At 71.3% G+C, this 19,951-nt stretch carries 17 protein-coding genes; 7 read left to right on the top strand and 10 right to left on the bottom strand.

The genetic code is table 11. The features are described from left to right. Window positions 1-79 precede the first annotated feature (79 nt). From bamA to lpxB, 6 genes are all read left to right on the top strand, one after another. Window positions 80-2,668, top strand: a complete 2,589-nt coding sequence (gene bamA, locus ASG51_RS22685) for an outer membrane protein assembly factor BamA (protein ID WP_056219042.1) — start codon at window positions 80-82, stop codon at window positions 2,666-2,668. 45 nt (window positions 2,669-2,713) lie between these two features. Then, a complete protein-coding gene (lpxD, locus tag ASG51_RS22680; RefSeq protein WP_056383189.1) occupies window positions 2,714-3,772 on the top strand; it encodes a UDP-3-O-(3-hydroxymyristoyl)glucosamine N-acyltransferase in 1,059 nt (352 codons plus the stop codon). 172 nt (window positions 3,773-3,944) lie between these two features. Then, window positions 3,945-4,409, top strand: a complete 465-nt coding sequence (fabZ, locus tag ASG51_RS22675) for a 3-hydroxyacyl-ACP dehydratase FabZ (RefSeq protein WP_056219047.1) — start codon at window positions 3,945-3,947, stop codon at window positions 4,407-4,409. Further along, window positions 4,406-5,218, top strand: coding sequence for an acyl-ACP--UDP-N-acetylglucosamine O-acyltransferase (gene lpxA, locus ASG51_RS22670; protein WP_056353316.1), 813 nt, complete (start codon window positions 4,406-4,408; stop codon window positions 5,216-5,218). Before fabZ ends, lpxA begins: the two co-directional genes overlap by 4 nt. Continuing rightward, window positions 5,215-6,129, top strand: a complete 915-nt coding sequence (gene lpxI / locus ASG51_RS22665; protein ID WP_082514212.1) for a UDP-2,3-diacylglucosamine diphosphatase LpxI — start codon at window positions 5,215-5,217, stop codon at window positions 6,127-6,129. Before lpxA ends, lpxI begins: the two co-directional genes overlap by 4 nt. Next, window positions 6,126-7,298: a lipid-A-disaccharide synthase gene (lpxB, locus tag ASG51_RS22660; RefSeq protein WP_056383186.1), complete on the top strand. Its 1,173-nt coding sequence runs from the start codon at window positions 6,126-6,128 to the stop codon at window positions 7,296-7,298. Before lpxI ends, lpxB begins: the two co-directional genes overlap by 4 nt. A gap of 5 nt (window positions 7,299-7,303) precedes the next feature. On the opposite strand, the gene ASG51_RS22655 is transcribed toward lpxB, so the two are convergent. Further along, window positions 7,304-7,747, bottom strand: coding sequence for a DUF805 domain-containing protein (locus ASG51_RS22655; RefSeq protein ID WP_056383184.1), 444 nt, complete (start codon window positions 7,745-7,747; stop codon window positions 7,304-7,306). Further along, window positions 7,744-10,248: an ATP-dependent helicase HrpB gene (gene hrpB, locus ASG51_RS22650; protein ID WP_056383286.1), complete on the bottom strand. Its 2,505-nt coding sequence runs from the start codon at window positions 10,246-10,248 to the stop codon at window positions 7,744-7,746. The genes ASG51_RS22655 and hrpB overlap by 4 nt, the downstream gene beginning before the upstream one ends. A gap of 177 nt (window positions 10,249-10,425) precedes the next feature. Here hrpB and map point away from each other — a divergent pair, with 177 nt between their 5' ends. Next, a complete protein-coding gene (gene map / locus ASG51_RS22645; protein WP_056383182.1) occupies window positions 10,426-11,175 on the top strand; it encodes a type I methionyl aminopeptidase in 750 nt (249 codons plus the stop codon). Window positions 11,176-11,287: 112 nt separating this feature from the next. Here the strand turns inward: map and ASG51_RS22640 are convergent, their stop codons facing one another. The 8 genes from ASG51_RS22640 to ASG51_RS22605 all read right to left on the bottom strand — a co-directional run bounded on the left by ASG51_RS22640 (window position 11,288) and on the right by ASG51_RS22605 (window position 19,699). After that, entirely contained in the window at window positions 11,288-12,868 is a 1,581-nt protein-coding gene (locus tag ASG51_RS22640; RefSeq protein WP_056383180.1) for a cytochrome c, read from the bottom strand. 35 nt (window positions 12,869-12,903) lie between these two features. Then, window positions 12,904-13,212, bottom strand: a complete 309-nt coding sequence (locus ASG51_RS22635; protein WP_056383178.1) for a hypothetical protein — start codon at window positions 13,210-13,212, stop codon at window positions 12,904-12,906. A gap of 3 nt (window positions 13,213-13,215) precedes the next feature. After that, complete coding sequence (locus tag ASG51_RS22630; RefSeq protein ID WP_056219517.1) at window positions 13,216-13,713, bottom strand: TspO/MBR family protein; 498 nt, start codon at window positions 13,711-13,713, stop codon at window positions 13,216-13,218. Window positions 13,714-13,721: 8 nt separating this feature from the next. Next, entirely contained in the window at window positions 13,722-14,918 is a 1,197-nt protein-coding gene (locus tag ASG51_RS22625; RefSeq protein WP_056219070.1) for a geranylgeranyl diphosphate reductase, read from the bottom strand. Between the two features lie 4 nt (window positions 14,919-14,922). Beyond that, complete coding sequence (locus tag ASG51_RS22620) at window positions 14,923-16,284, bottom strand: BCD family MFS transporter (RefSeq protein ID WP_056383177.1); 1,362 nt, start codon at window positions 16,282-16,284, stop codon at window positions 14,923-14,925. Beyond that, a complete protein-coding gene (gene chlG, locus ASG51_RS22615) occupies window positions 16,281-17,165 on the bottom strand; it encodes a chlorophyll synthase ChlG (protein ID WP_056383175.1) in 885 nt (294 codons plus the stop codon). The genes ASG51_RS22620 and chlG overlap by 4 nt, the downstream gene beginning before the upstream one ends. Before the next feature lie 132 nt (window positions 17,166-17,297). Beyond that, a complete protein-coding gene (ppsR, locus tag ASG51_RS22610; RefSeq protein ID WP_056383172.1) occupies window positions 17,298-18,743 on the bottom strand; it encodes a transcriptional regulator PpsR in 1,446 nt (481 codons plus the stop codon). Window positions 18,744-18,814: 71 nt separating this feature from the next. Continuing rightward, window positions 18,815-19,699: a cobalamin B12-binding domain-containing protein gene (locus ASG51_RS22605; protein ID WP_056219082.1), complete on the bottom strand. Its 885-nt coding sequence runs from the start codon at window positions 19,697-19,699 to the stop codon at window positions 18,815-18,817. Window positions 19,700-19,951 lie beyond the last annotated feature (252 nt).

Genomic DNA, 19,951 nt, shown 5'->3' with positions numbered 1-19,951 from the left:
GATGTCAGGACGCCCGGAAAACGGACGCCTGATTGCGGGTGCAAACTCGCGCTGAAGATATAAAGAGACGGGCGATTACATGATGTCGATGACGGGGAAGCGCCGGCGTAAGTCGGCGGAACAGACCATCGTCCTAGTCGCCGCGGCGGCCGCTGGCCTCGTTCTCGGTGGAACCGCTCAGGCGCAGCAGATCGTCGTCCAGGGTAACAAGCGTGTCGATGCCGACACCATCCGGTCCTACGTGACCGGCACCGCCTCCGGCTCGCCCGAGGAAGCCCGCCGCAACCTGCTGGCGAGCGGCATGTTCTCCGACGTGAAGGTCTCCCGCAGCGGCGCCAGCACCGTCGTCAGCGTCCGCGAGAACAACCTGATCAACCGGGTGGTGTTCGAGGGCAACAAGAAGATCGAGAAGGCCACCCTCGAGGGCGAGGTCGAGGCCAAGGCGCGCGGCGCCTTCAGCGAGGCCGTGGTCCAGGCCGACATCCAGCGCATCAAGGAAGTCTACCGCCGCGCGGGCCGCGGGACGGCGAAGGTGACCTACCGGACGGTGGACCTGCCGAACGGCCGCCTCGACGTGATCTACGTGATCGAGGAAGGCGACAAGACCGGCATCAAGGCGATCAACTTCGTGGGCAACAGCGCCTACTCGTCGTCGAAGCTGCGCGAGCTGATGTCCTCCTCGGAGATGAACTTCCTCAGCTTCATCAAGACGTCCGACGTCTACGACCCGGATCGCATCACCAACGACCTCGACATCGTCCGGCGCTACTACCTGAAGAACGGCTACGCCGACTTCCGCGTCGTCAATGCCGATGCCCGCTACGTCGAGGGCGAGGGCGATGCCGGCTGGGTCGTCACCGTCACCGTCGATGAGGGCGAGCAGTACCGCGTCGGCGCGGTGGCGATCGATTCCCGCCTGCCGGGCCTCGACACCCAGACCCTCGACGGCGAGATCCGCGCCCAGGTCGGCGACGTCTACAACGCCGAGGACGTGGAGCGGACCCTCAACGGCGTGACCAATCAGGTCGGGCGCCAGGGATACCCCTTCGCTCAGGTACGTCCCACCGGCCAGCGCGACCGCGCCACCCACACCGTGGCCCTGGGCTTCGTGGTCGAGGACGGTCCGCGCGTCTACGTCGAGCGCATCAACATCCGCGGCAACACCCGCACCCGCGACTACGTCATCCGGCGCGAGCTCGATATCACCGAGGGCGATGCCTACAACCGGGTGCTGACCGACCGGGCCGAGCGGCGCCTGAACGGCCTCGGCTTCTTCAAGAAGGTGCGCTTCTCCAACGAGCCGGGCTCCTCGGCCGACCGCGTGATCATCAACATCGACGTCGAGGATCAGCCCACGGGCTCGTTCTCGGTGGCGGGCGGCTACTCCACCCAGGACGGCATCATCGGCGAGGTCTCGATCTCGGAGTCGAACTTCCTCGGACGCGGCCAGTACGTCCGCGTGGCCGGTACCGGTGGCCAGTACTCGCGCGGCTTCGACTTCTCGTTCACCGAGCCGTACTTCCTCGGCTACCGCCTCGCCGCCGGCTTCGACGCCTTCTACAAGTACAGCGACCAGACCCGCTACTCGCGCTACGAGACCACGGTCTATGGCGGCCAGCTCCGCGTCGGCCTGCCGATCACCGAAGAGTTCGGCATCACGCTGCGCTACTCGCTCTACAACACTGAGCTGAAGGTCCCGAACACGGTCAAGCGGCCGTACAACGACTGTTCGAACCCGATTTCGGGCTACACCGCGACCTACGCCGCGAACGCGACGCTTCCGGGTCTGAACCCGGGTGACCCGGTGCGAAACGTCGGTGGTCAGGCGATCTACCCGAACTGTGCCCTCGACGGCGAAGCCTCGATCGCGCTTAAGGGTTCGCAGGGCAGCACGCTGACCTCGCTCGCCGGCCTGACGCTGGCCTACTCGACCCTCGACAACCTGGGCTCGCCCCGCAACGGCCTCTACGCCGAGCTGAAGCCCGACGTCGCGGGCCTAGGCGGCGACTCGAAGTTCTTCCGCGTGACCGGCGACGCTCGGTACTACAAGGAGCTCTACGAGGACGTGGTCGGCTTCGTCCGCTTCCAGGGCGGTCACATCACGGCGCTGAACGACCAGCCCCTGCGCATCACCGACCAGTTCTTTCTCGGACCGTCGCTGGTCCGCGGCTTCGCGCCCAACGGCATCGGCCCGCGCGACGTCGGCATCAGCGACAGCCGCTCGAACGCCATCGGCGGCTCGACCTACTTCGGCGGTACGGTCGAAGTTCAGTTCCCGCTTCCCGGCGTGCCGCGCGATCTCGGCCTGAAGGGCGCGGTGTTCGCCGATGCCGGTACGCTGTTCGGCTATAACGGCCGGACGCAGTTCAACGTGAACGGCGATGCCTTCATCAACGGTATCGCTCCGGGCGGCGCCTGTAACTTCAACCAGAACACCATCGGCGTCGAACCCGAATGCGTGAACGTGCGCGACAAGATGACGATCCGCTCCTCGGTCGGCGCATCGATCCTCTGGAACTCTCCGCTGGGTCCGATCCGCTTCGACTACGCCTACGCCCTCTCGAAGGATGAAGGTGTTAAGGCCTACGATGCGACCGGCAACTACCTCGGCCGCGTCGGCAAGGATCAGCTCCAGGCCTTCCGGTTCTCCGGCGGCTCGCGGTTCTGACCCGGAGCGCTGCCTCCTTTCGGGGAGGCAGCACGTTGTGACGGCATGTCAGATCCGATCTTCTTCTCCGCGACCACCACCCTCAGCCTCGGCGCCATCGCCGAGGCTGCTGGCGTTTCGCTTCCCGAGGGGGCGAACCCCGACGGCGTGATCACCGGCGCCGCGCCGCTGGAATCCGCCACGCCGACCGACGTCGCCTACATGGACAACGCCCGCTACGGCGACGCCCTCGCGGCGACCCGGGCGGGGCTCTGCCTCGTGTCGCCCCGGTTCGCCCCGCGCGTCCCGGCCGAGACCGTGGCCCTCGTCCTGCGGGATCCCTACCGGATCTATGCCGGCCTGCTGGCCCGGCTTCATCCGGAGGCGATGCGGCCCGCCTCGCTCTTCGGCTCCACCGGCGTCGCCCCGGGCGCGCACATCCATCCCGAGGCCCGCCTCGAACCCGGCGTGCGGGTCGATCCGGGGGCCGTCGTCGGCCCCGGTGCCGAGATCGGCTCCGGCACCGTCATCGGGCCGAATGCCAGCATCGGCCCCCGCGTCCGGATCGGGCGCGACTGCGCGATCGGGGCCGGGGCCACCCTGACCCACGCCCTCCTGGGCAACCGGGTCATCATCCATCCGGGCGCCCGCCTCGGCCAGGACGGTTTCGGCTTCGCCATGGGCCCCGGCGGGCACTTGAAGGTGCCCCAGATCGGCCGGGTCATCGTTCAGGACGATGTCGAGATCGGCGCCAACACCACGATCGATCGTGGCGCCAGCCGCGACACCATCATCGGTGAGGGCTCCAAGATCGATAACCTCGTGCAGATCGCCCACAACGTCGTCGTCGGACGCCACTGCGTGATCGTTTCGGGAGTCGGGATCTCCGGCTCCACCACCCTCGAGGACTACGTCGTCCTGGGTGGTCAGGTCGGCGTCGTCGGCCACCTGCGGATCGGCATGGGCTCCCAGATCGCCGGGTCGTCGAACGTGAACCGCGACGTCCCCCCGGGCAGCCGATGGGGCGGGACTCCGGCCAAGCCCGTGAGGGCCTGGTTCCGCGAATTGACCACGCTGGCGCGCCTGGCCGAGCGGTCCACCGGCGGAGACGAGCCGAAGGCCTGAGGCGCGGCCGCGTCCATCCGGGCGCGGAGACGGCATGTTGCCGCCGCATTCGTCGCCGAGGGCTTGCATCCGCCGGGCTTCTGCCGAATGAAGGCGCATCCTCCAGGTCTGGCGACACACGGGAAAAAGGCGGGCGGCGGAGGCGCCGACGCGCAGCAGGGTATTGCAATCGATGAGCGACATGCCGCGTGAACTCGGCTCGGCTGACATCCAGACGGTTCTGGAACTCCTGCCGCACCGCTATCCCTTCCTGATGATCGACCGGATCGTCGAGATCGACGGCGACCGGAGCTGCGTCGGGATCAAGAACGTCACGATCAACGAGCCGCAATTCACCGGGCATTTCCCCGGCCTGCCGGTGTTTCCCGGCGTCCTGCTGATCGAGGGCATGGCCCAGACCGCGGGCGCCATCTGCTGCCGCCACATCATGAGCGACGAGTTGCGCACCAAGCAGGTGTTCTTCATGACCATCGACAAGTGCAAGTTCCGCAAGCCCGTCGTGCCCGGCGACACCGTCCGCTACCACATGACCAAGACGAACCACCGGCGGACCATGTGGTGGTTCCGGGGCGAGGCGCGGGTCGACGGCGTCCTCGTCGCCGAGGCCGAGATCGGCGCGATGCTGGTGACGGAGTGAGCGCCGCCGCGGAGATCCATCCGAGCGCGGTGGTCGAGGACGGCGCGACCCTGGGCGAGGGCGTCCGGATCGGTCCGTTCTGCCATGTTGGCCCGGCCGTGACCCTCGGGGCGGGCTGCGAGCTGGTCAGCCACGTCGTGGTGGCCGGCCAGACCACGATCGGCCCCCGGACCCGGCTCTATCCCTTCGCCTCCATCGGCCATCCGCCGCAGGACCTGAAGTTCAAGGGCGAGGCCTCGACCCTCACGATCGGCGCCGATTGCCTGATCCGCGAGGGCGTGACCATGAATCCCGGCACGGCCGGGGGCGGGCTCGAGACCACGGTCGGCGATCACTGCACCTTCCTCGCCAATTCGCATGTCGGGCACGATTGCCGGGTCGGCGACGGCGTCGTGTTCTCGAACAACGTCATGCTCGCCGGCCATTGCAGCGTCGGCGACTACGCCATCCTCGGCGGCGGGGCCGCCGTGATCCAGTTCGCGCGCGTCGGGGCCCATGCTTTCGTCGGCGGCCTGTCGGGACTGGAGAACGACTGCATCCCCTACGGGATGGCGCTGGGCAACCGGGCCTACCTGTCGGGCCTCAACATCATCGGCCTGCAGCGGCGTGGCTTCGCCCGGGAGGACATCCACACCCTGCGGCGGGCCTATCGGCTGCTCTTCGCCAACGAGGGCACGCTGATGGAGCGGCTCGAGGACGTCGCCGCCGAGTTCGAGACCCACCGCGCCGTGGCCGAGATCGTCGCCTTCATCCGCGCCGGCGGCAAGCGTTCGCTCTGCACCCCGCGCGAGACGCCGGGCGCCGCTTGAGCGCGAACCCGGTGCCGGCGGCGCGCATCGCTCCCGCACCGGCGGCGCTGGTCCTGGTGGCGGGCGCCGGCCGCCTGCCGGAACTCGTGGCCTCCTCCCTCGACCGGGCCGGACGGCCGTTCCGCGTCCTGGCCATCCGGGGCTTCGCCGAGCGGGCGATGCGCGCCCGTGCGGACGCCACCGTCGACCTCCTCGACATCGCCGGCATCCTGGCTATGCTCAAGGCCTGGGGGCCGGTCACCGTGGTGCCGGCCGGCGGCGTGTCCCGGCCGAACCCGGCCGCGATCCTCAACGCCGCCGCGGCCCTGCGCAACCGCGACGCCCTCAAGGCCATCTCCGGCGGGGGCGACGACCGCCTCCTGCGCGGCGCCCTGGCGCTCCTGGAAGAGCACGGCCACGGGGTGGTCGGCGTCCACGAGGTCGCCCCGGATCTTCTCACGCCCGAGGGCCTGCTCGGCCGGCACGCGCCCGATGCCGCGGCGCGGGAGTCCATCGTCACCGGCCGCGCCCTACTGGCGGCCCTGTCGGATTTCGATGTCGGCCAGGCCTCCGTCGTCGTCGGGCAGCGGGCGCTGGCCGTCGAGGGTCCGGAGGGGACCGACCGGATGCTGGCCCGTGCCCGGATGCTCGGACGCCGCCCCTTCGGCTACGGCAGCGCGCAGCCCGGCACCGTGCTGGTGAAATGCGCCAAGATCGGTCAGGACCTGCGCGTCGACCTGCCGGCGATCGGCCCCCGCACGGTGGCGAACGCGGCGGCGGCGGGCTGCGCCGGCCTCGCCATCCAGGCGGCCTTCACCCTGATCATCGACCGTCCGGCCACGATCGCGGCCGCGGACCGGGCGGGCCTCTTTCTCCTCGGCCTCGGCGCCGACGCGGGCGGCCCGGAGGCTGGAACGGGATCGGGATCATGAACGCACCGCACAGCGAGCGGACGATCTGGTTGGTGGCCGGCGAGGATTCCGGGGATCAGCTCGGGGCCAAGCTGATGCGCGGCCTGCGCGAGCTGTCCGACCGGCCGATCCGCTTCGGCGGCGTCGGCGGCGAGGCCATGGCGGCGGAAGGCTTCGCCTCGCTGTTTCCCATCGATGACGTGGCGGTGATGGGCTACCTGCCGGTGGCCGCCCGCCTGCGCACCCTGCTGCGCCGCATCCGCCAGACCGTGCGCGACGTCGTCGAGGCCCGGCCGGACGTCCTCGTCATCATCGACAGCCCCGGCTTCACCCACGCGGTCGCTTCGCGCGTACGCAAGCGGATGCCGGACCTGCCCATCGTCGACTACGTCTCTCCGAGCGTCTGGGCCTGGCGTCCGTGGCGGGCGGCAAAGATGCGCCCCTTCATCGACCACGTCCTGGCCCTCCTGCCGTTCGAGCCGGAGGCGCACCGGCGCCTTCACGGCCCCGCCTGCACTTATGTCGGCCACCCGCTGATCGAGCGGCTCGGGGAGCTGCGGCCGGACCCCCTCGAGGCCGAGGCCCGGATGGCGGGGCGACCGGTCCTGGCGATCCTGCCGGGCTCGCGGCGCTCGGAGATCGAGCGACTGATGCCGGTCTTCGGCGCCACCCTGGTGCGGCTCACGGCGCGCTTCGGCCCGATCGAGGCGGTGCTGCCGGCGGTGACCCGGCACAGGTCCCTGATCGAGCGCCTCGCGCTGTCCTGGGACAGCCCGGTCACCCTCGTGCACGGCGAGGCGGCCAAGCACGCCACCTTCCGCCGGGCCCGGGCGGCGCTGGCGGCCTCGGGCACCGTCACCCTGGAGCTGGCCTTGGCCGGCGTGCCGATGGTGGTCGCCTACAAGGTCTCGCGGATCGAGGAGGCGGTGGCCCGCCGCCTGATCCAGGTGCCCACGATCGTGCTGCCGAACCTGATCCTCGGGCGGAATGCCATGCCGGAATTCATCCAGGCCGACTGCACGGCCCCGCGCCTCGCCGAGGCGGTGGCGCCGCTCCTCGCGGGTGAGCCGGCGCGGGAGGCGCAGGTCGATGCGCTCGCCCGCATCGACAGCCTGATGCGCCTGCCCGACGACGAGCCCCCGAGCCGGAGCGCCGCCCGCATCGTCCTGGCCGCCCGGCGCGCGGCCTGACCCGCTCAAGGCGCTGCGGGGACCGGACCGTACCGATTGGTCCCGGGGCTCCCCGCCCGGAACACCGTCTCGACGAAGAACCAGACGAAGACGCCGAGCATCGCCGCCACGAGGGCGATGACGGGGAGGGGATGGGTGTCGACGGCCCGCTCCAGGGGCAGGACGCCGACGGTTTCCGCCAGGACATACAGGCCGAGCCAGCCGCCGCTGCGGTTCCGGTCGTGCAGGCGCCGGACCGTCTGGATCGCCGTCGCCCCCATCACTGGCAGGATCCCGGCGACCGCGAGGAAACCGACCCAGCGCAGGCCGAGGCTCGCGAGCCAGATGCCGAGGCAGAGCAGCCCGGAGCCGAGGAGCAGCGCGCGGATCAGCAGGTGCCGGTAGGCGGAGACCGCGAGCCGCCCGCGCGGATCGTAGAGGGCGAGGGGGGAGTGGAGGCGTTCGCTCACGTGCCCCTCGGCTTCACCCGCCGGGTCGGCGGCTCGGCAATCGGGTCCTCGGGCCAGGGATGGCGGGGATAGCGCCCGCGCATCTCCGAGCGCACGGCGCTCCACGACCCGCGCCAGAAACCCGGCAGGTCGCGGGTGATCTGGATCGGCCGCGAGGCCGGCGAGAGCAGGTGCAGCACCAGGGGGATGCGTCCCCCGGCGATGCTCGGATGGCGTTCGAGCCCGAACAGCTCCTGCACCCGGACGGCGAGCACCGGCCCGCCCTCGGCCTCGTAGTCGAGCGCGATGCGCGAGCCGGTGGGTACCTCGACGTGGGTCGGGGCTTCCGCGTCGAGCCGGGCGCGCAGGGACCAGGGCAGGAGCGCCTGGAGGGCGAGCGCCAGGTCGTCGGCACCGATCGCATCGAGGCTGGTGCGCCCGACGATCTCGGGCGCCAGCCAGGCCTCGATCGTGGACACGAGGTGGGCGTCGGACAGGTCGGGCCAAGTCTCGGGATCGGCCGTGCGCAGGAACTGCAGGCGGGCGCGCCACTGCGTCAGCGCGGGCGTCCACGGCAGGGCCTGGAGACCGATCTCGCCGACGCCCCGCGCCAGGGTCTCCGCCGAGGCGAGGTCGGCCGGGACGGGCAGGGTGCGCTCCCCCAGGGTGAGCGCTCCGAGGCGCCGCAGGGAGCGGGCCCGCAGGGCGCGGGCGCTCCGATCGAAGGCGATCTGCGTCGCCGCCTCGATCGCCGGTCCGAACAACGCCTCGATCGCCTCCAGGGTGATCGGGGCCGCCGACAGGATGCGCCCCTGGGCGGCGCTGCCGGTGAGCTCGGCGACGACGAGGAAGGGCGCGCGGGCCAGGGCGAAGGCCGCATCCACGCGCCCGGCCCGGCCATTGGCCATCACGAACTCGCCGTCACGGCCGCGGGCGCGGGCGACGCGGTCGGGATAGGCCAGGGCGAGGAGCGGTCCGGCCTCGCTCATGTCGAGGCCGGCCGGTGCGCTGATCAGTTTGCCGGCGAAGCCCTCCGCCTGCCGGGCCCAGCCCTGGGCGAGGCGGCGCATGTCGCCGGCCCGCTGGCCGCGGTCGCGGGCGAAGCGCTCGGCCCGATGGGTCACGTCGGTGTCGTCCCCGCCGAGGCCGCGCTCGACCAGCACGGCCGCGAGATCCGCCGCCGCGCGGGCCGTGCCGTATCCGGCCGCGCCGACGACCATGCGGGCGAGGCGCGGCGGCAGGGGCAGGGCACGCAGGGCCCGGCCGGTCTCGGTGAGACGCCCGTCGGCCTCGATCGCCCCGAGGTCGCGCAGCATCGCCCGCGCCTCGGTCAGGGCGGGCGCGGGCGGCGGGTCGAGGAAGGCGAGGGTCGCGGGATCGGAAACGCCCCAGGCGGCGCAGTCGAGCACCAGGCCCGAGAGGTCGGCGGCGAGGATCTCCGGGCGGGTGAAGGGCTCGAGGGCGTTGGTGGCGGCCTCCGCCCAGAGGCGGTGGCAGATGCCGGGCTCGGTGCGGCCGGCGCGACCCCGGCGCTGGTCCACGGAGGCCCGGGAGGCGCGCGCGGTGACGAGGCGGGTCAGCCCCAGGCCGGGCTGGTAGACGGGGACGCGCGACAGTCCGGAATCGACGACGATGCGCACGCCCTGGATGGTCAGCGAGGTCTCGGCGATGCTGGTCGCGAGCACCACCTTGCGCCGGCCCGGCGGCGCGGGCGCCACGGCGCGGTCCTGCTCGGCGGGCGTCAGCGCCCCGTAGAGCGGCGCGATCTCGGTGACGGCGTCGACCTTGTCGCCCAGCAAGGTCCCGACCCGGCGGATCTCGCCCTGGCCCGGCAGGAAGGCCAGGACCGAACCCGGATCGGCACGCAGGGCCCGCAGGATGGCCTCGGCCATGACCTCCTCGATCCGACGGTTCGGGTCGCGATCCCAGTACCGCGTCTCGACCGGGTGGGCGCGCCCCTCCGATACGATCACCGGCGCCGTCCCGAGTAGGCCGGCGACCCGTGCGCCGTCGAGGGTCGCCGACATGACGAGGATCCGCAGGTCCTCGCGCAGCGCTCCTTGCGTATCGAGGGCCAGGGCGAGGCCGAGATCCGCGTCGAGGGAGCGCTCGTGGAACTCGTCGAACAGGACGGCGCCGATGCCCGTGAGTTCCGGGTCGTCGAGGATCATGCGGGTGAAGACGCCCTCGGTGACGACCTCGATCCGGGTACGGCCGGAGATCTTCGAGCCGAGCCGGACCCGCAGGCCGACCGTGTCGCCGACGCGCTCGCCCAGCGTAGCGGCCATGCGCTCGGCGGCCCCGCGGGCGGCGAGGCGGCGCGGCTCCAGCAGGATGATCTTGTGGGAGGGCCGCAGCCAGGGCGCGTCGAGGAGGGCCAGCGGCACCCGGGTGGTCTTGCCCGCGCCGGGCGGTGCCACCAGCACCGCGGCCGGCCCTCCGGCGAGGGCGTCGCGCAGGGCCGGGAGGGCGTCCTCGATCGGCAGGTCCGATACGGCGGTGGCGGGAAGCGTCTGAGCCATCGCGGTGCTGGTGACGCGATCCGGCGCGATCCGCAAGCCGGGGCATCGCCCGATGAAGGCTGATGGCCGCCATGCCGAACCCCCGGTCGTCCCGGGGCCGACGATCCGCTATGGGAATGCCGCGACGAGCGGCGATGCGCGCGGCCGGCCATTCGGGCGGCCCCGAGGGACAGCGACATGACGGTATCGAGCGACGACGACTTGGCGGCGCTGAGGCGGATCGGGCGCATCGTTGCCCAGACGCTGGACGCGATGGGGAAGGCCATCGAGCCCGGGATGACGACGGCGGAGCTGGACCGGATCGGACGCCGGCTCCTGGAGGCGGCCGGCGCCCAGCCGGCGCCGGAATTGGCCTACGGCTTTCCCGGGGCCACCTGCATCAGCGTCAACGAAGAGGTCGCCCACGGCATCCCGGGGGACCGCCGGATCGCTCCGGGCGACCTCGTCAACATCGACGTCTCCGCGGCGAAGGACGGCTACTTCGCCGATACCGGCGCCTCGTTCCCCGTGCCGCCCGTGACCCGCGCGGTGGAGCGGCTGTGCAAGGATGGCCGCCGGGCGATGTGGACCGGCCTGCGCCAGGTCGGCACCGGCAAGCCGATCGCCGCCATCGGCCAGGCGGTGGGCGCCTTCGCGCGCCGGAACGGCTACACGCTGGTGCGCAACCTGGCGAGCCACGGGGTCGGCCACTCCCTCCACGAGGAGCCCACCGAGATCGCCACCTGGCCCGACGCCTCCGAGCGCCGGGTCGCGACGGAGGGCCTGGTCTTCACCGTCGAACCGTTCCTCTCCCTCGGGGCCGAATTCGCCGAGGACGGGGACGATCCCTGGACCCTCTACAGCCGGCCGCAGGCGCCCACGGTCCAGTACGAGCACACGGTCGTCGCCACCCGCAACGGCCCGCTCGTCGTCACCATGGCGAGCTAGGGAGGCGCACCACCGGCGCAGGAGCGGAGCCCGTGCCGGGCGACCCGTCGCGGCAGGATCCGCGGCGCAGGGGCCACCGTCTTCGCGACCGGCCCCGTTCAAGGCGATCCCGTCAGGGCGTGGGCGTCGAACCCATGGTCGAGGCCTTCAGCTCGGGATTCTTGAGCTGGGCATAGGTCACGCTGGCGAAGCTGCCGATCACCGCGTGCCATCCGGCCTTGTCGTAGCGCGTGTCGTTCCGTCCGGCCTTGCAGAAGGCCGTCGTCAGCCCGTTGACGATGTCGTCGCCCTTGGCGTCCGGGACGGCGGCCTTGATCTTCGGCAAAAGCGCGTTGAGGATCGGGATGAAGTTCTCGGGGTCGAGGCCCGCGAGGCTCTGGGCGGCCCCCGACTCGGCCACCGCCTTGGCGATCTCCGGCTGGGCGATCTCCGCACAGGGCGCGGTGCCGGCCAGCATCGTCTCGGTCGCCTTGCGCGCCGTGGCGACGACGCCGCGCTCGCTGATCACCGGGGCGGCATTGCCCCAGGCATTGCGGACGTAGTCGGTGACGTCGGCCACCTCCTGATCGGTCATGCCCGCGCCGATGGCGGGCATCGGCGCGTAGCCGTTCTGGGCCGAGAGGCCGCCGAGGATGACGCGGATCACCGTCTCGGGCCCTTGCGCCTGCACCGAGGTGTTGCCGGCGAGCGCCGGGATCGCCCCCTCGACGCCCTTCCCGTCCGGCTTGTGGCAGGAGGAGCAGTAGCTGAGATAGGTCGCCGCACCGGGGGCGTCGGCTTGGTTGAAGGCCTGGATGTCCTTGACCTTGTAGCTCTCCTTGGCCTTCTGCGTGCGCAGGTAGGCCACCATCGCCTTCAGGTCCGCATCGGTCATCTTCGACAGGGATTCCTGGATGGTCTGGCGCATCGGGCCCGCCGCGACGCCTGGCTGGTTCCCCGGGGCGGCGCCGGTCTTCAGGTAGGTCACGACCTGGTCGTCGCTCCAGCCACCGATGCCGGTATGGTCGTCGGGGGTGATGTTGGGGGCGTACCAGCCGTCGATGACGCCGCCGCCGAGCTTGCCGGCCAAGCCGCTGTTGCCGACGATCTTGTTGGCGTTGTGACACATGCCGCAATGCCCGAGCCCCTCGACGAGGTAGCCGCCGCGGTTGACCTCGGCGCTCGCCTGCGGGTCCGGCCGGAATTCGCCGGCCGTGAAGAAGGCGGTGCGCCAGGTGATGAGCGCCGTGCGGATGTTGAAGGGGAAGGGAATCTCGGAGGGCTTGCGCGGTTCATGCACCGCCGGCAGCGACTTCAGATAGGCGAAGATCGCATCGGAATCGGCGCGGGTGACCTTCGTGTACCAGGCGAAGGGAAAGGCCGGGTAGAGGTAGGAGCCGTCCTTGGTGATGCCCTCGTGGAAGGCGCGGTAGAAGTCGTCCGCGCTCCACCGGCCGAGGCCGGTCTCCGGGTCCGGGGTCAGGTTCGGTGTGCGGATCTTCCCGATCGGCGTGTTGAGCACGTAGTTGCCGGCGAAGGGCTTCCCGTCCGGTGCCGTGTGGCAGGCGACGCAGTCTCCGGCGGTCACCAGGTACTCGCCGCGCTTGATCAGCTCGGCATCCTGGGCCGAGGCGCCATGGATCGAGACGCCCGGGGCGGCCAATCCCACGACGAGGCCGGTCCCGAGACGGAGAGCGGTGCGGCGGTAGTCCATGGCGTCTCTCCGGAACTGTGGGGTCGGGGGGGTGGTCAGATGGGCGTGTCGTGGGGATCGCGAAGGCGGACGGGCGGGGCGAGGAGGCCGAGGCGCAGCGCCATCTCGGTGAGGTGCGCCAGCCCGGCCCCGGCGAGGCATCCGGCGATCACGGGCCAGCCGGCACCGGTCAGGGCGCCGCGCAGCGCCAGCATCAGGGCCGCGCCGGCGGTCAGATTGCACAGGAGCGCGAGCGGCCAGACGCCCTGCGCCCGACGGCTCCACAGGATCAGTCCCAACGCCTCGATGGCCACGAGGAGCAGGATGGCGTCCACGAGCTGACCGCTGGCGAGAAAGGCCTCCATCGCTCACGCGCTCCGAAACGGACCGTTGAGGCGGACGATCGCCCGGTTCAGGCAGGCGGCGATCCCGACCCAGAGGAGGTAGGGCAGCAGGAGAAGGGCAGCCATCCCGTGCACGCGCCCTGTGACGATGATCAGCACCGCGATCGACAGCCACAGGAACAGCACCTCGACGAAGGCCCAGTCCGGCCGGCGCAGGCGGAAGAACAGGCCGCTCCAGGCGATGTTCAGCACGGCGTTGACGGCGTAGGCGGCCACCAGGGCCGCCCGGGCCGCCGGGCTCGCATCGGCGTTCCAGGCGAGCACCGCCGAGATCGCCGTCAGCGTGAAGATCGTGGTCCAGACCGGGCCGAAGGCCCAGTCCGGCGGCTTCCACGCGGGGCGCCTGAGGGCCTGGTACCAGGGCCCGGTCGTGGTCAGGAGGCCACCCGCCAGCGCCACCAGGATCGCCGTGACGGCGGCGATTCCGGCCGGCGCCCAGCCGCTCGCCCCGTCGAGAGCCATGGCGGGATTCACGGCGAGACCCAGCGGAACAGGTGCGCGAGATCCTTGAAGAAGATTCGCGCATGGGCCGCGGGCTTGGCCCGGACCAGCTCCTTGTTCATGTAGGAATCCCAGGTCAGCTGCTGCACGTCGCGATCCCGGCAGATCGACACGAAGCGCTCGCGCAGGCCGTCGTTGCGATACCAGACCGCCTGCATGATCCGCAGGATCAGGAAGACGCGTCCGTGCAGCCGCATGAAGTTGCGGCGCGCGCCCGCGAGGGCCCGGGCCTGCCCCGTGGCGAGGAAGGCTTGGCCCGCCTCGGCGGCGAGGCGTCCGCCGAGCATGGCGTAGTAGATGCCCTCGCCGGAGGCCGGCGCGACGATGCCGGCGGCGTCCCCGGTGAGGAGGACGTCGCGGCCGTTGTCCCAGCGGCGCAGGGGCTTCAGGGGCAGGGGGGCGCCCTCGCGGCGGACGGTCTCGCCCGCCTCGAGGCCGGTGGAGGCGCGCAGGGCCCGGATGGCGCCCCGCAGGGAGAAGCCCTTGCGGGCACTCCCGGTGCCGATGCTCACCGTGTCGCCGTGCGGGAACACCCAGGCGTAGAAGTCCGGCGAGAGCTTGCCCTGGTAATAGACGTCGCAGCGCGTGGCCTCGACGTCGTGCGCATCCCCCTCGGGCAGGCGGACGATCTCGTGATAGGCGAAGACCTGCCGCATGGCGGCGTGGCCGGGGATCTCGGCGCGGCCCACCGCCGAACTCGCCCCGTCGGCACCGATGACGAGGCGCGCCCGGGCGGCGCGGGGAAAGCCGTCCTGGAGATAGTGCACGGCGACCCCCTCCGCGTCGCGCTCGATGTGCCGGAAGGTGGCGGGCCGGAGCACCGCGCCCGCTGCGGCGGCCCGCTCCCGCAGCCAGGGATCGAAGTCGGCCCGGTCGACCATGCCGACGAAGCCGTCGCCGATCGGCATGTCCACGCGCTTGTCCCGGGGCGAGACCATCCGGGCCGAGCGGATGCGGGCAACGAGGAGATGGTCGGGGATGGCGAAATCGCGGATCAGGCGCGGCGGAATGGCGCCGCCACAGGGCTTGATCCGTCCGGGCTTGTCGAGGAGCAGCACGCGACGCCCGCTGCGGGCCAGGTCGGTGGCCGCGGTGGCCCCCGCCGGGCCACCGCCCACAACCACCACATCGTAGGTTTCGAGGTCGGTGTCCCGGTCGGCCGCCATGATCTCACCTCGTGGATAGCGATGTCTCGAACGACGATTGAAGACGCCGGCCCCGCGGCACCTGGGTTGCTGGGGCTTGGGTCATGGGAGCATGGGCGATGCGCAGAGCCAGGGCGGCGGCGAGAACGAAGAGCAGCGCCTCGGCGGCGAACACGCTGGCATAGGCGTCGACCACGCGCGGCGTGACGAGGCGGGCCAGGTCCACCGCGACGGTGCCGAGGAATCCACCGGCTCCGAAGGCCACGCCCTGGGCCGCGCCCCAGACGCCCATCCGCGTGCCGCGCTCGGCCTCGCCGCCGGCCCCGGCCAGCGCCATCATCGAGCCGATGGCCGCCACGGCGAAGATGCCGTTGAACAGGCCGAGGGCGAAGACCGGCACCCGCAAGGGGAAGTCGGCGCCCGCCAGGCCACCCGCCGCGATGGCCAGGAGGGCGAGGGCCGAGCCGAGGCAGCCCAGCGTGGTCCAGACCTTCAGGGACCCGAGCACCGGACCGCCGAGGCCCATGGTGAGGCCCGCCACGGTCAGCATGCCGGCGAGCACGCCGCCGTGCTGCAGGCCCGCGAGCTTGGTGGTCACCCCGGGCGTCATCGCGAAGACGAGGCCGGCGAAGGGTTCGAGGATGAGTTCCTGCGCGCTGTAGGCCAGCATCGCCATGAAGATGAAGATCGTGAAGCGCCGGGATTCCGGCTCGGCCCAGACCCGCGCCAGCACCTCGCGGAACGGACGCTTCTCCGCCGCCTCGGTGCCGCCGGACGGCCCTTTTGCCGGCTCGACGCCGCGCAGCGCCAGGGCCGCCATCGCGAAGGCGAGGAGCGAGACCGTGCCGGACACGGCGATCAAGCGGTCGCCCGAGAAGGGATCGAGGAAGTGCCCGGCCAGCGGCGCCGTGATGGCGAAGCCCGCGATCATCATGACCCAGACGACGGTGGCGGCGGCCCCGCGGCGGCGGGCGTCGACGCCGGTGGCGAGGAGCACGAGGAGCGAGGTTCCGGCGGCGCCCGCGCCCATCCCGACCGTGAGGAAGGACACCACCGCCAGGGCGAGGCCCGCGGCCTGGTGCGTCTCGGCGAGGGCGGTGGCCACGGCCGCGCCGAAGCCGCCCAGCGCCAGGGCCGCCATGCCGCCGACGATCCAGGGGGTGCGCCGGCCGGTGCGATCCGAGCCGTAGCCCCAGCGCGGGCGCAGGACCTGGACGGCGTAGTGCAGGGCGATGAGGCCGCCCGGCACGATGGCCGGCAGGGCGAGTTCCACCACCATCACGCGGTTGATGGTCGAGGTCATCAGGACCACGACGGCGCCGAGGGCCGTCTGCACGAGGCCGAGCCGGACGATGGCGAGCCAGCCGAAGGTCGGGTTCGGCATCATGGACCTCCCTGGACCAGGGGCCGGAGGGCGAAGGCCGCCACCAGCATGCCGAGCACGTAGAGGGTGGTGCCGGTGCCGTTGTACCAGGCGGCCCGCTCGCGGGGTGCGGCCAGGAGGCGGCGCATCAGGATGAACTGACCGAGCAGCAGGAGGCCGATGACCGTTCCGTGCCAGGGCCGGTCCCAGGTGAACAGGCCGAGGATGACGGCCACCTGGGGGACGGCCATGACGAGGCAGGCGAGACGCGCGGCCCCGAGCGTTCCGAGCTGCACGGGCAGGGAGCGGATGCCGGTCCGGCCGTCGCCCTCCACCGACTTGAAGTCGTTGAGGGTCATGATGCCGTGGGCTCCGACCGAGTAGAGCAGGGCGACCAGCAGGACCCGGTGGTCCGGCACCGACGCGGCCATCACCGCCGCTCCGGTGAACCAAGGCAACCCTTCGTAGCAGATCGCCACCGCCGAATTGCCCCACCAGCCGTTGCGCTTCAGGCGCAGGGGCGGGGCGCTGTAGATCCAGGCCAGCACGAGGCCGAACAGGGCGGCGCCGAGAATCCAGGGACCGAGGGCGGTGGCCACGACGAGGGACAGGACGGTCCAGCCCGCGGCGACGTAGAGACCCCAGCGCCCGGGCATCCGACCCGACGGGATCGGCCGCTGCGGCTCGTTGATGGCGTCGACGTGGCGATCGTACCAGTCGTTCACCGCCTGCGAAGTGGCGCAGACGAGGGGGCCGGCCAGGATCACCCCCGCGGCGATCACCGGCCATTGCCCGGTGGGCGAAGCGCCGGAGGAGACCACTCCACAGGTGAAGGCCCACATCGGCGCGAACCATGTGATCGGCTTCAGAAGCTCGATGAGGGCGCTGGGTGCAGGCGTTGCCATACCGACGACGCTAGAGTTTTACATACCTGAGTGTCAAGTTTGATTTACAACATTGTCGTGAGGTCGGGCCCCGGCGACGCCGCATCCGGTCGCCCGGTCAGACGTTCGTGACGACCGGTTCTCCGCCGCAGGTCAGGCTTCGTCGGGGGCGTCGCGGCCTTCGAGATCGCCGATGCCGTAGCGGTGCATCTTGGCGTAGAGGCCCTGGCGGCTCAGACCCAGCATCTCGGCGGCCGAGGCCCGGTTGTCGCGGGTGATGCGCAGAGCGGCCTCGATGCACAGGCGCTCGATCAGATCGGTGGATTCGCGCACGAGGTTCTTCATCGAGACGCGCCCGACGAGCTCCGTCATCTGCTCGACGGAGCGGGGCAGCTCGCGCCCGCCGGCCACGGCCGCGGCGCGCCGGGGTGTCGCACGGAGGGTGAAGCCGATGCAGGGCTGGCTGCCGCCGGGGACCGAGACGGCGGCGATCTCGACATCCTCGACGCTGCCGTAAGCCCCGCGGACCTGCGTGGGGAAGTGGCGGACGGAGCCGTGCTGCGACAGCGTCGCGAACAGGGCGGCGGCCTCGGATTCCTCCCGCCCGATCCAGCTGTCGAGGGGCTGACCGCGAACCTGCTCCTCCGTGGCGAGCTGCACCAGGTCCAGGAAGGCGGGATTCGCGGTGAGCACCCGGCGGGCGGGGTCGGTGACCACGAAGCCTTCGGGCAGATTGCGCAGGACGTCGAGCGCGCCGGCGCCCGTACGGGCCGCGCTCGTCTCCAGGGGTTCGGGGGAGGCCAGCCGCAGCAGGATGCTGGTAGCGTTCTCCTGGCGGAACAGCGAGGCGGCGACGCGCACGGCGCCGCGTCCATGCCCGAGCCTCGCCTCCAGGTCGGCCGCCTGCCCGGTCATCCGCAGGCCGGCGAAAAGCGATTCGAGGTCGCGGACACAGGAGCCGTCGAACAGGTCGACCGCATCCTGGCCGACGATGCGCTTCTCGGCCCGCCCGATCAGCCGGGAGGCGGCGGGATTCACCTCGGTCACCCGGCGGGTCGCTGCATCGACCACGAGGACGGGCTCGGAGCCGAGCTGGAACAGCAGGCGGTACCGGGTCTCGGCGCCGCGCATGCGCAGGTAGTCGCGCTCCAGCGCCTGCTGCGTCTCGGCCAGGGTCCGCTGCAGCGAGGCCATGGCACGCAGGTTCCGCCCGAGGACGAGGATCTGGCCGTCCTTGGCCAACCGCATGGCGGCGTAGCGCACGGGCAGGTCGGTGCCGGTGGGCGAGACGTGGTTCACCTGGCGCCAGCGCGTGACGGCGCCGGGCGCGGCATCCTTGAGGAGCGCGGCGATCTTCGGGCGACTCTCCACCGTGACCGTGTCGACCCACGGCCGACCCAGCCAGGCTTCGCAGCCCTCGTCCGCGAGATCGGCGCTGCCGAACGTCGCTTCCCGGACGACGCCGTCACCGTCGATGACCAGGGACAGGTCCGTCGCGGCAGCCACCAGCAATCCCGCCGCCTGCGCGTCGAGAGGGCCGAGTGACTTTTGAAGCGCCGCGAGCGCATGGCTCGCGGCAGGAAGCGCCAGGCTGGTCACGGATCACCACGTCGGGATGTGGTCGGGCAGGTCGGATCAGGGAGGGAGGCTGTGTCGATCGAAACTGTCTTTCAGCAGGGTCTGACCGGCAGATCAAGCAAGCATTCGGCAACGGACAGGGCCGTGCGGGCGTCGCCGGCGCTCGCGTCGGCCCCGACGCGCCGGAAGCTGTCCGGATTGGCGGCGAAGGCCGGGCCCCCAACGAGGACCCGCAGCGCTTCGTTCCGAGAATTCCGGCGCAAGGCCGCCACGGTCTCGGTCATCGTCGGAAGCAGGGTCTCGGAGGCGAGGGACAGTCCCACGACGTCGAACCACTCCTCCTGGATGCAGCGGAGGCTGTCCGTCTCCGGCTGCGTGATCGTCGAGGTCACCGACCAGCCGGCTTCCCGAAAGAACTGCTCCACCAGGGTGAGGCCAAACCTGTGGGAATCTCCCGGACAGGGCAGCAGCAGGATCTTCCGGTTCACGGCGGGGGCCACGGGCTCGCTGCGAAAGCGGCTCGTGATCTCGCGCATGATTCGCTGCAGCCGCCCCATGGCGCGGGTCACCTCGACGAAGTCGCAGAGGTCCTCCTCCCACAGGGTGCCGAGGTGGCGGGCCGTCGGCGCGAGGAGGTCGAGGAGGAGGCTGTCGGTCCCAAGGCCGGTCGCCAGGAGTTCGGCGAGCCGGCCCTCCACGTCGTCGCCCGCCGGGTCGAGCATGAGGGCCGTGAAGGCCGCGATCTGCTCCTCGCTCGGCAGCACGTCCGTCGGCTCCGGGGCCGGCTCGATCCGGTGCGCCAGCATCAGGCGGGGAATGATCTCGGATTCGACGACGCGCGCCAGATCCCGTTGCAGCCGGATCGCCTGTCCGAAGACTGCGAGCTGGGCGCTGATGCGGGATTCGCACAGGTCCGCGACATCCCGGCTGGATGGTTCGTAGCGCAAGCGATCACCGAACTGACTCACATCATCCATTGGTCCCTCCCAATGTGGCTGACGGCTTTACTGTCGGTTCGATCTTGCGCGTCGAATTCCGGGACGTCTGAGCACGCGCCTCAGTACCCCGGCGCCGGGGAGGGCCAGCTTGGCCGGCCGCTGCAATGAAGTCGCACGATACGCCCGAAACTGACTTTATCAATACGCACCCTGTAACTATTTTGCATTCAATCTGTCATTTCGTTTTGACGTAAAGCTGGCTTGACACATCGGGACCGCCTTCCTAACCTC

Origin of the sequence: Methylobacterium sp. Leaf465 (assembly GCF_001424705.1) — a bacterium.
GTDB lineage: Bacteria > Pseudomonadota > Alphaproteobacteria > Rhizobiales > Beijerinckiaceae > Methylobacterium.
Note: the sequence above shows the minus strand (reverse complement) of the source record. Positions and strands in the feature narration are given on the sequence as shown.

Bases quoted from the DNA above. Each gene is read 5' to 3' on its own strand.
- ASG51_RS22625 (WP_056219070.1), bottom strand. From the start codon at position 14,918: ATGGCGGCCGACCGGGACACCGACCTCGAAACCTACGATGTGGTGGTT.
- ASG51_RS22635 (WP_056383178.1), bottom strand. From the start codon at position 13,212: ATGGAGGCCTTTCTCGCCAGCGGTCAGCTCGTGGACGCCATCCTGCTC.
- bamA (WP_056219042.1), top strand. From the start codon at position 80: ATGATGTCGATGACGGGGAAGCGCCGGCGTAAGTCGGCGGAACAGACC.
- lpxB (WP_056383186.1), top strand. From the start codon at position 6,126: ATGAACGCACCGCACAGCGAGCGGACGATCTGGTTGGTGGCCGGCGAG.
- hrpB (WP_056383286.1), bottom strand. From the start codon at position 10,248: ATGGCTCAGACGCTTCCCGCCACCGCCGTATCGGACCTGCCGATCGAG.
- fabZ (WP_056219047.1), top strand. From the start codon at position 3,945: ATGAGCGACATGCCGCGTGAACTCGGCTCGGCTGACATCCAGACGGTT.
- ASG51_RS22605 (WP_056219082.1), bottom strand. From the start codon at position 19,699: ATGGATGATGTGAGTCAGTTCGGTGATCGCTTGCGCTACGAACCATCC.
- ASG51_RS22620 (WP_056383177.1), bottom strand. From the start codon at position 16,284: ATGATGCCGAACCCGACCTTCGGCTGGCTCGCCATCGTCCGGCTCGGC.
- map (WP_056383182.1), top strand. From the start codon at position 10,426: ATGACGGTATCGAGCGACGACGACTTGGCGGCGCTGAGGCGGATCGGG.
- ASG51_RS22630 (WP_056219517.1), bottom strand. From the start codon at position 13,713: ATGGCTCTCGACGGGGCGAGCGGCTGGGCGCCGGCCGGAATCGCCGCC.
- lpxD (WP_056383189.1), top strand. From the start codon at position 2,714: ATGTCAGATCCGATCTTCTTCTCCGCGACCACCACCCTCAGCCTCGGC.
- ASG51_RS22640 (WP_056383180.1), bottom strand. From the start codon at position 12,868: ATGGACTACCGCCGCACCGCTCTCCGTCTCGGGACCGGCCTCGTCGTG.
- chlG (WP_056383175.1), bottom strand. From the start codon at position 17,165: ATGGCAACGCCTGCACCCAGCGCCCTCATCGAGCTTCTGAAGCCGATC.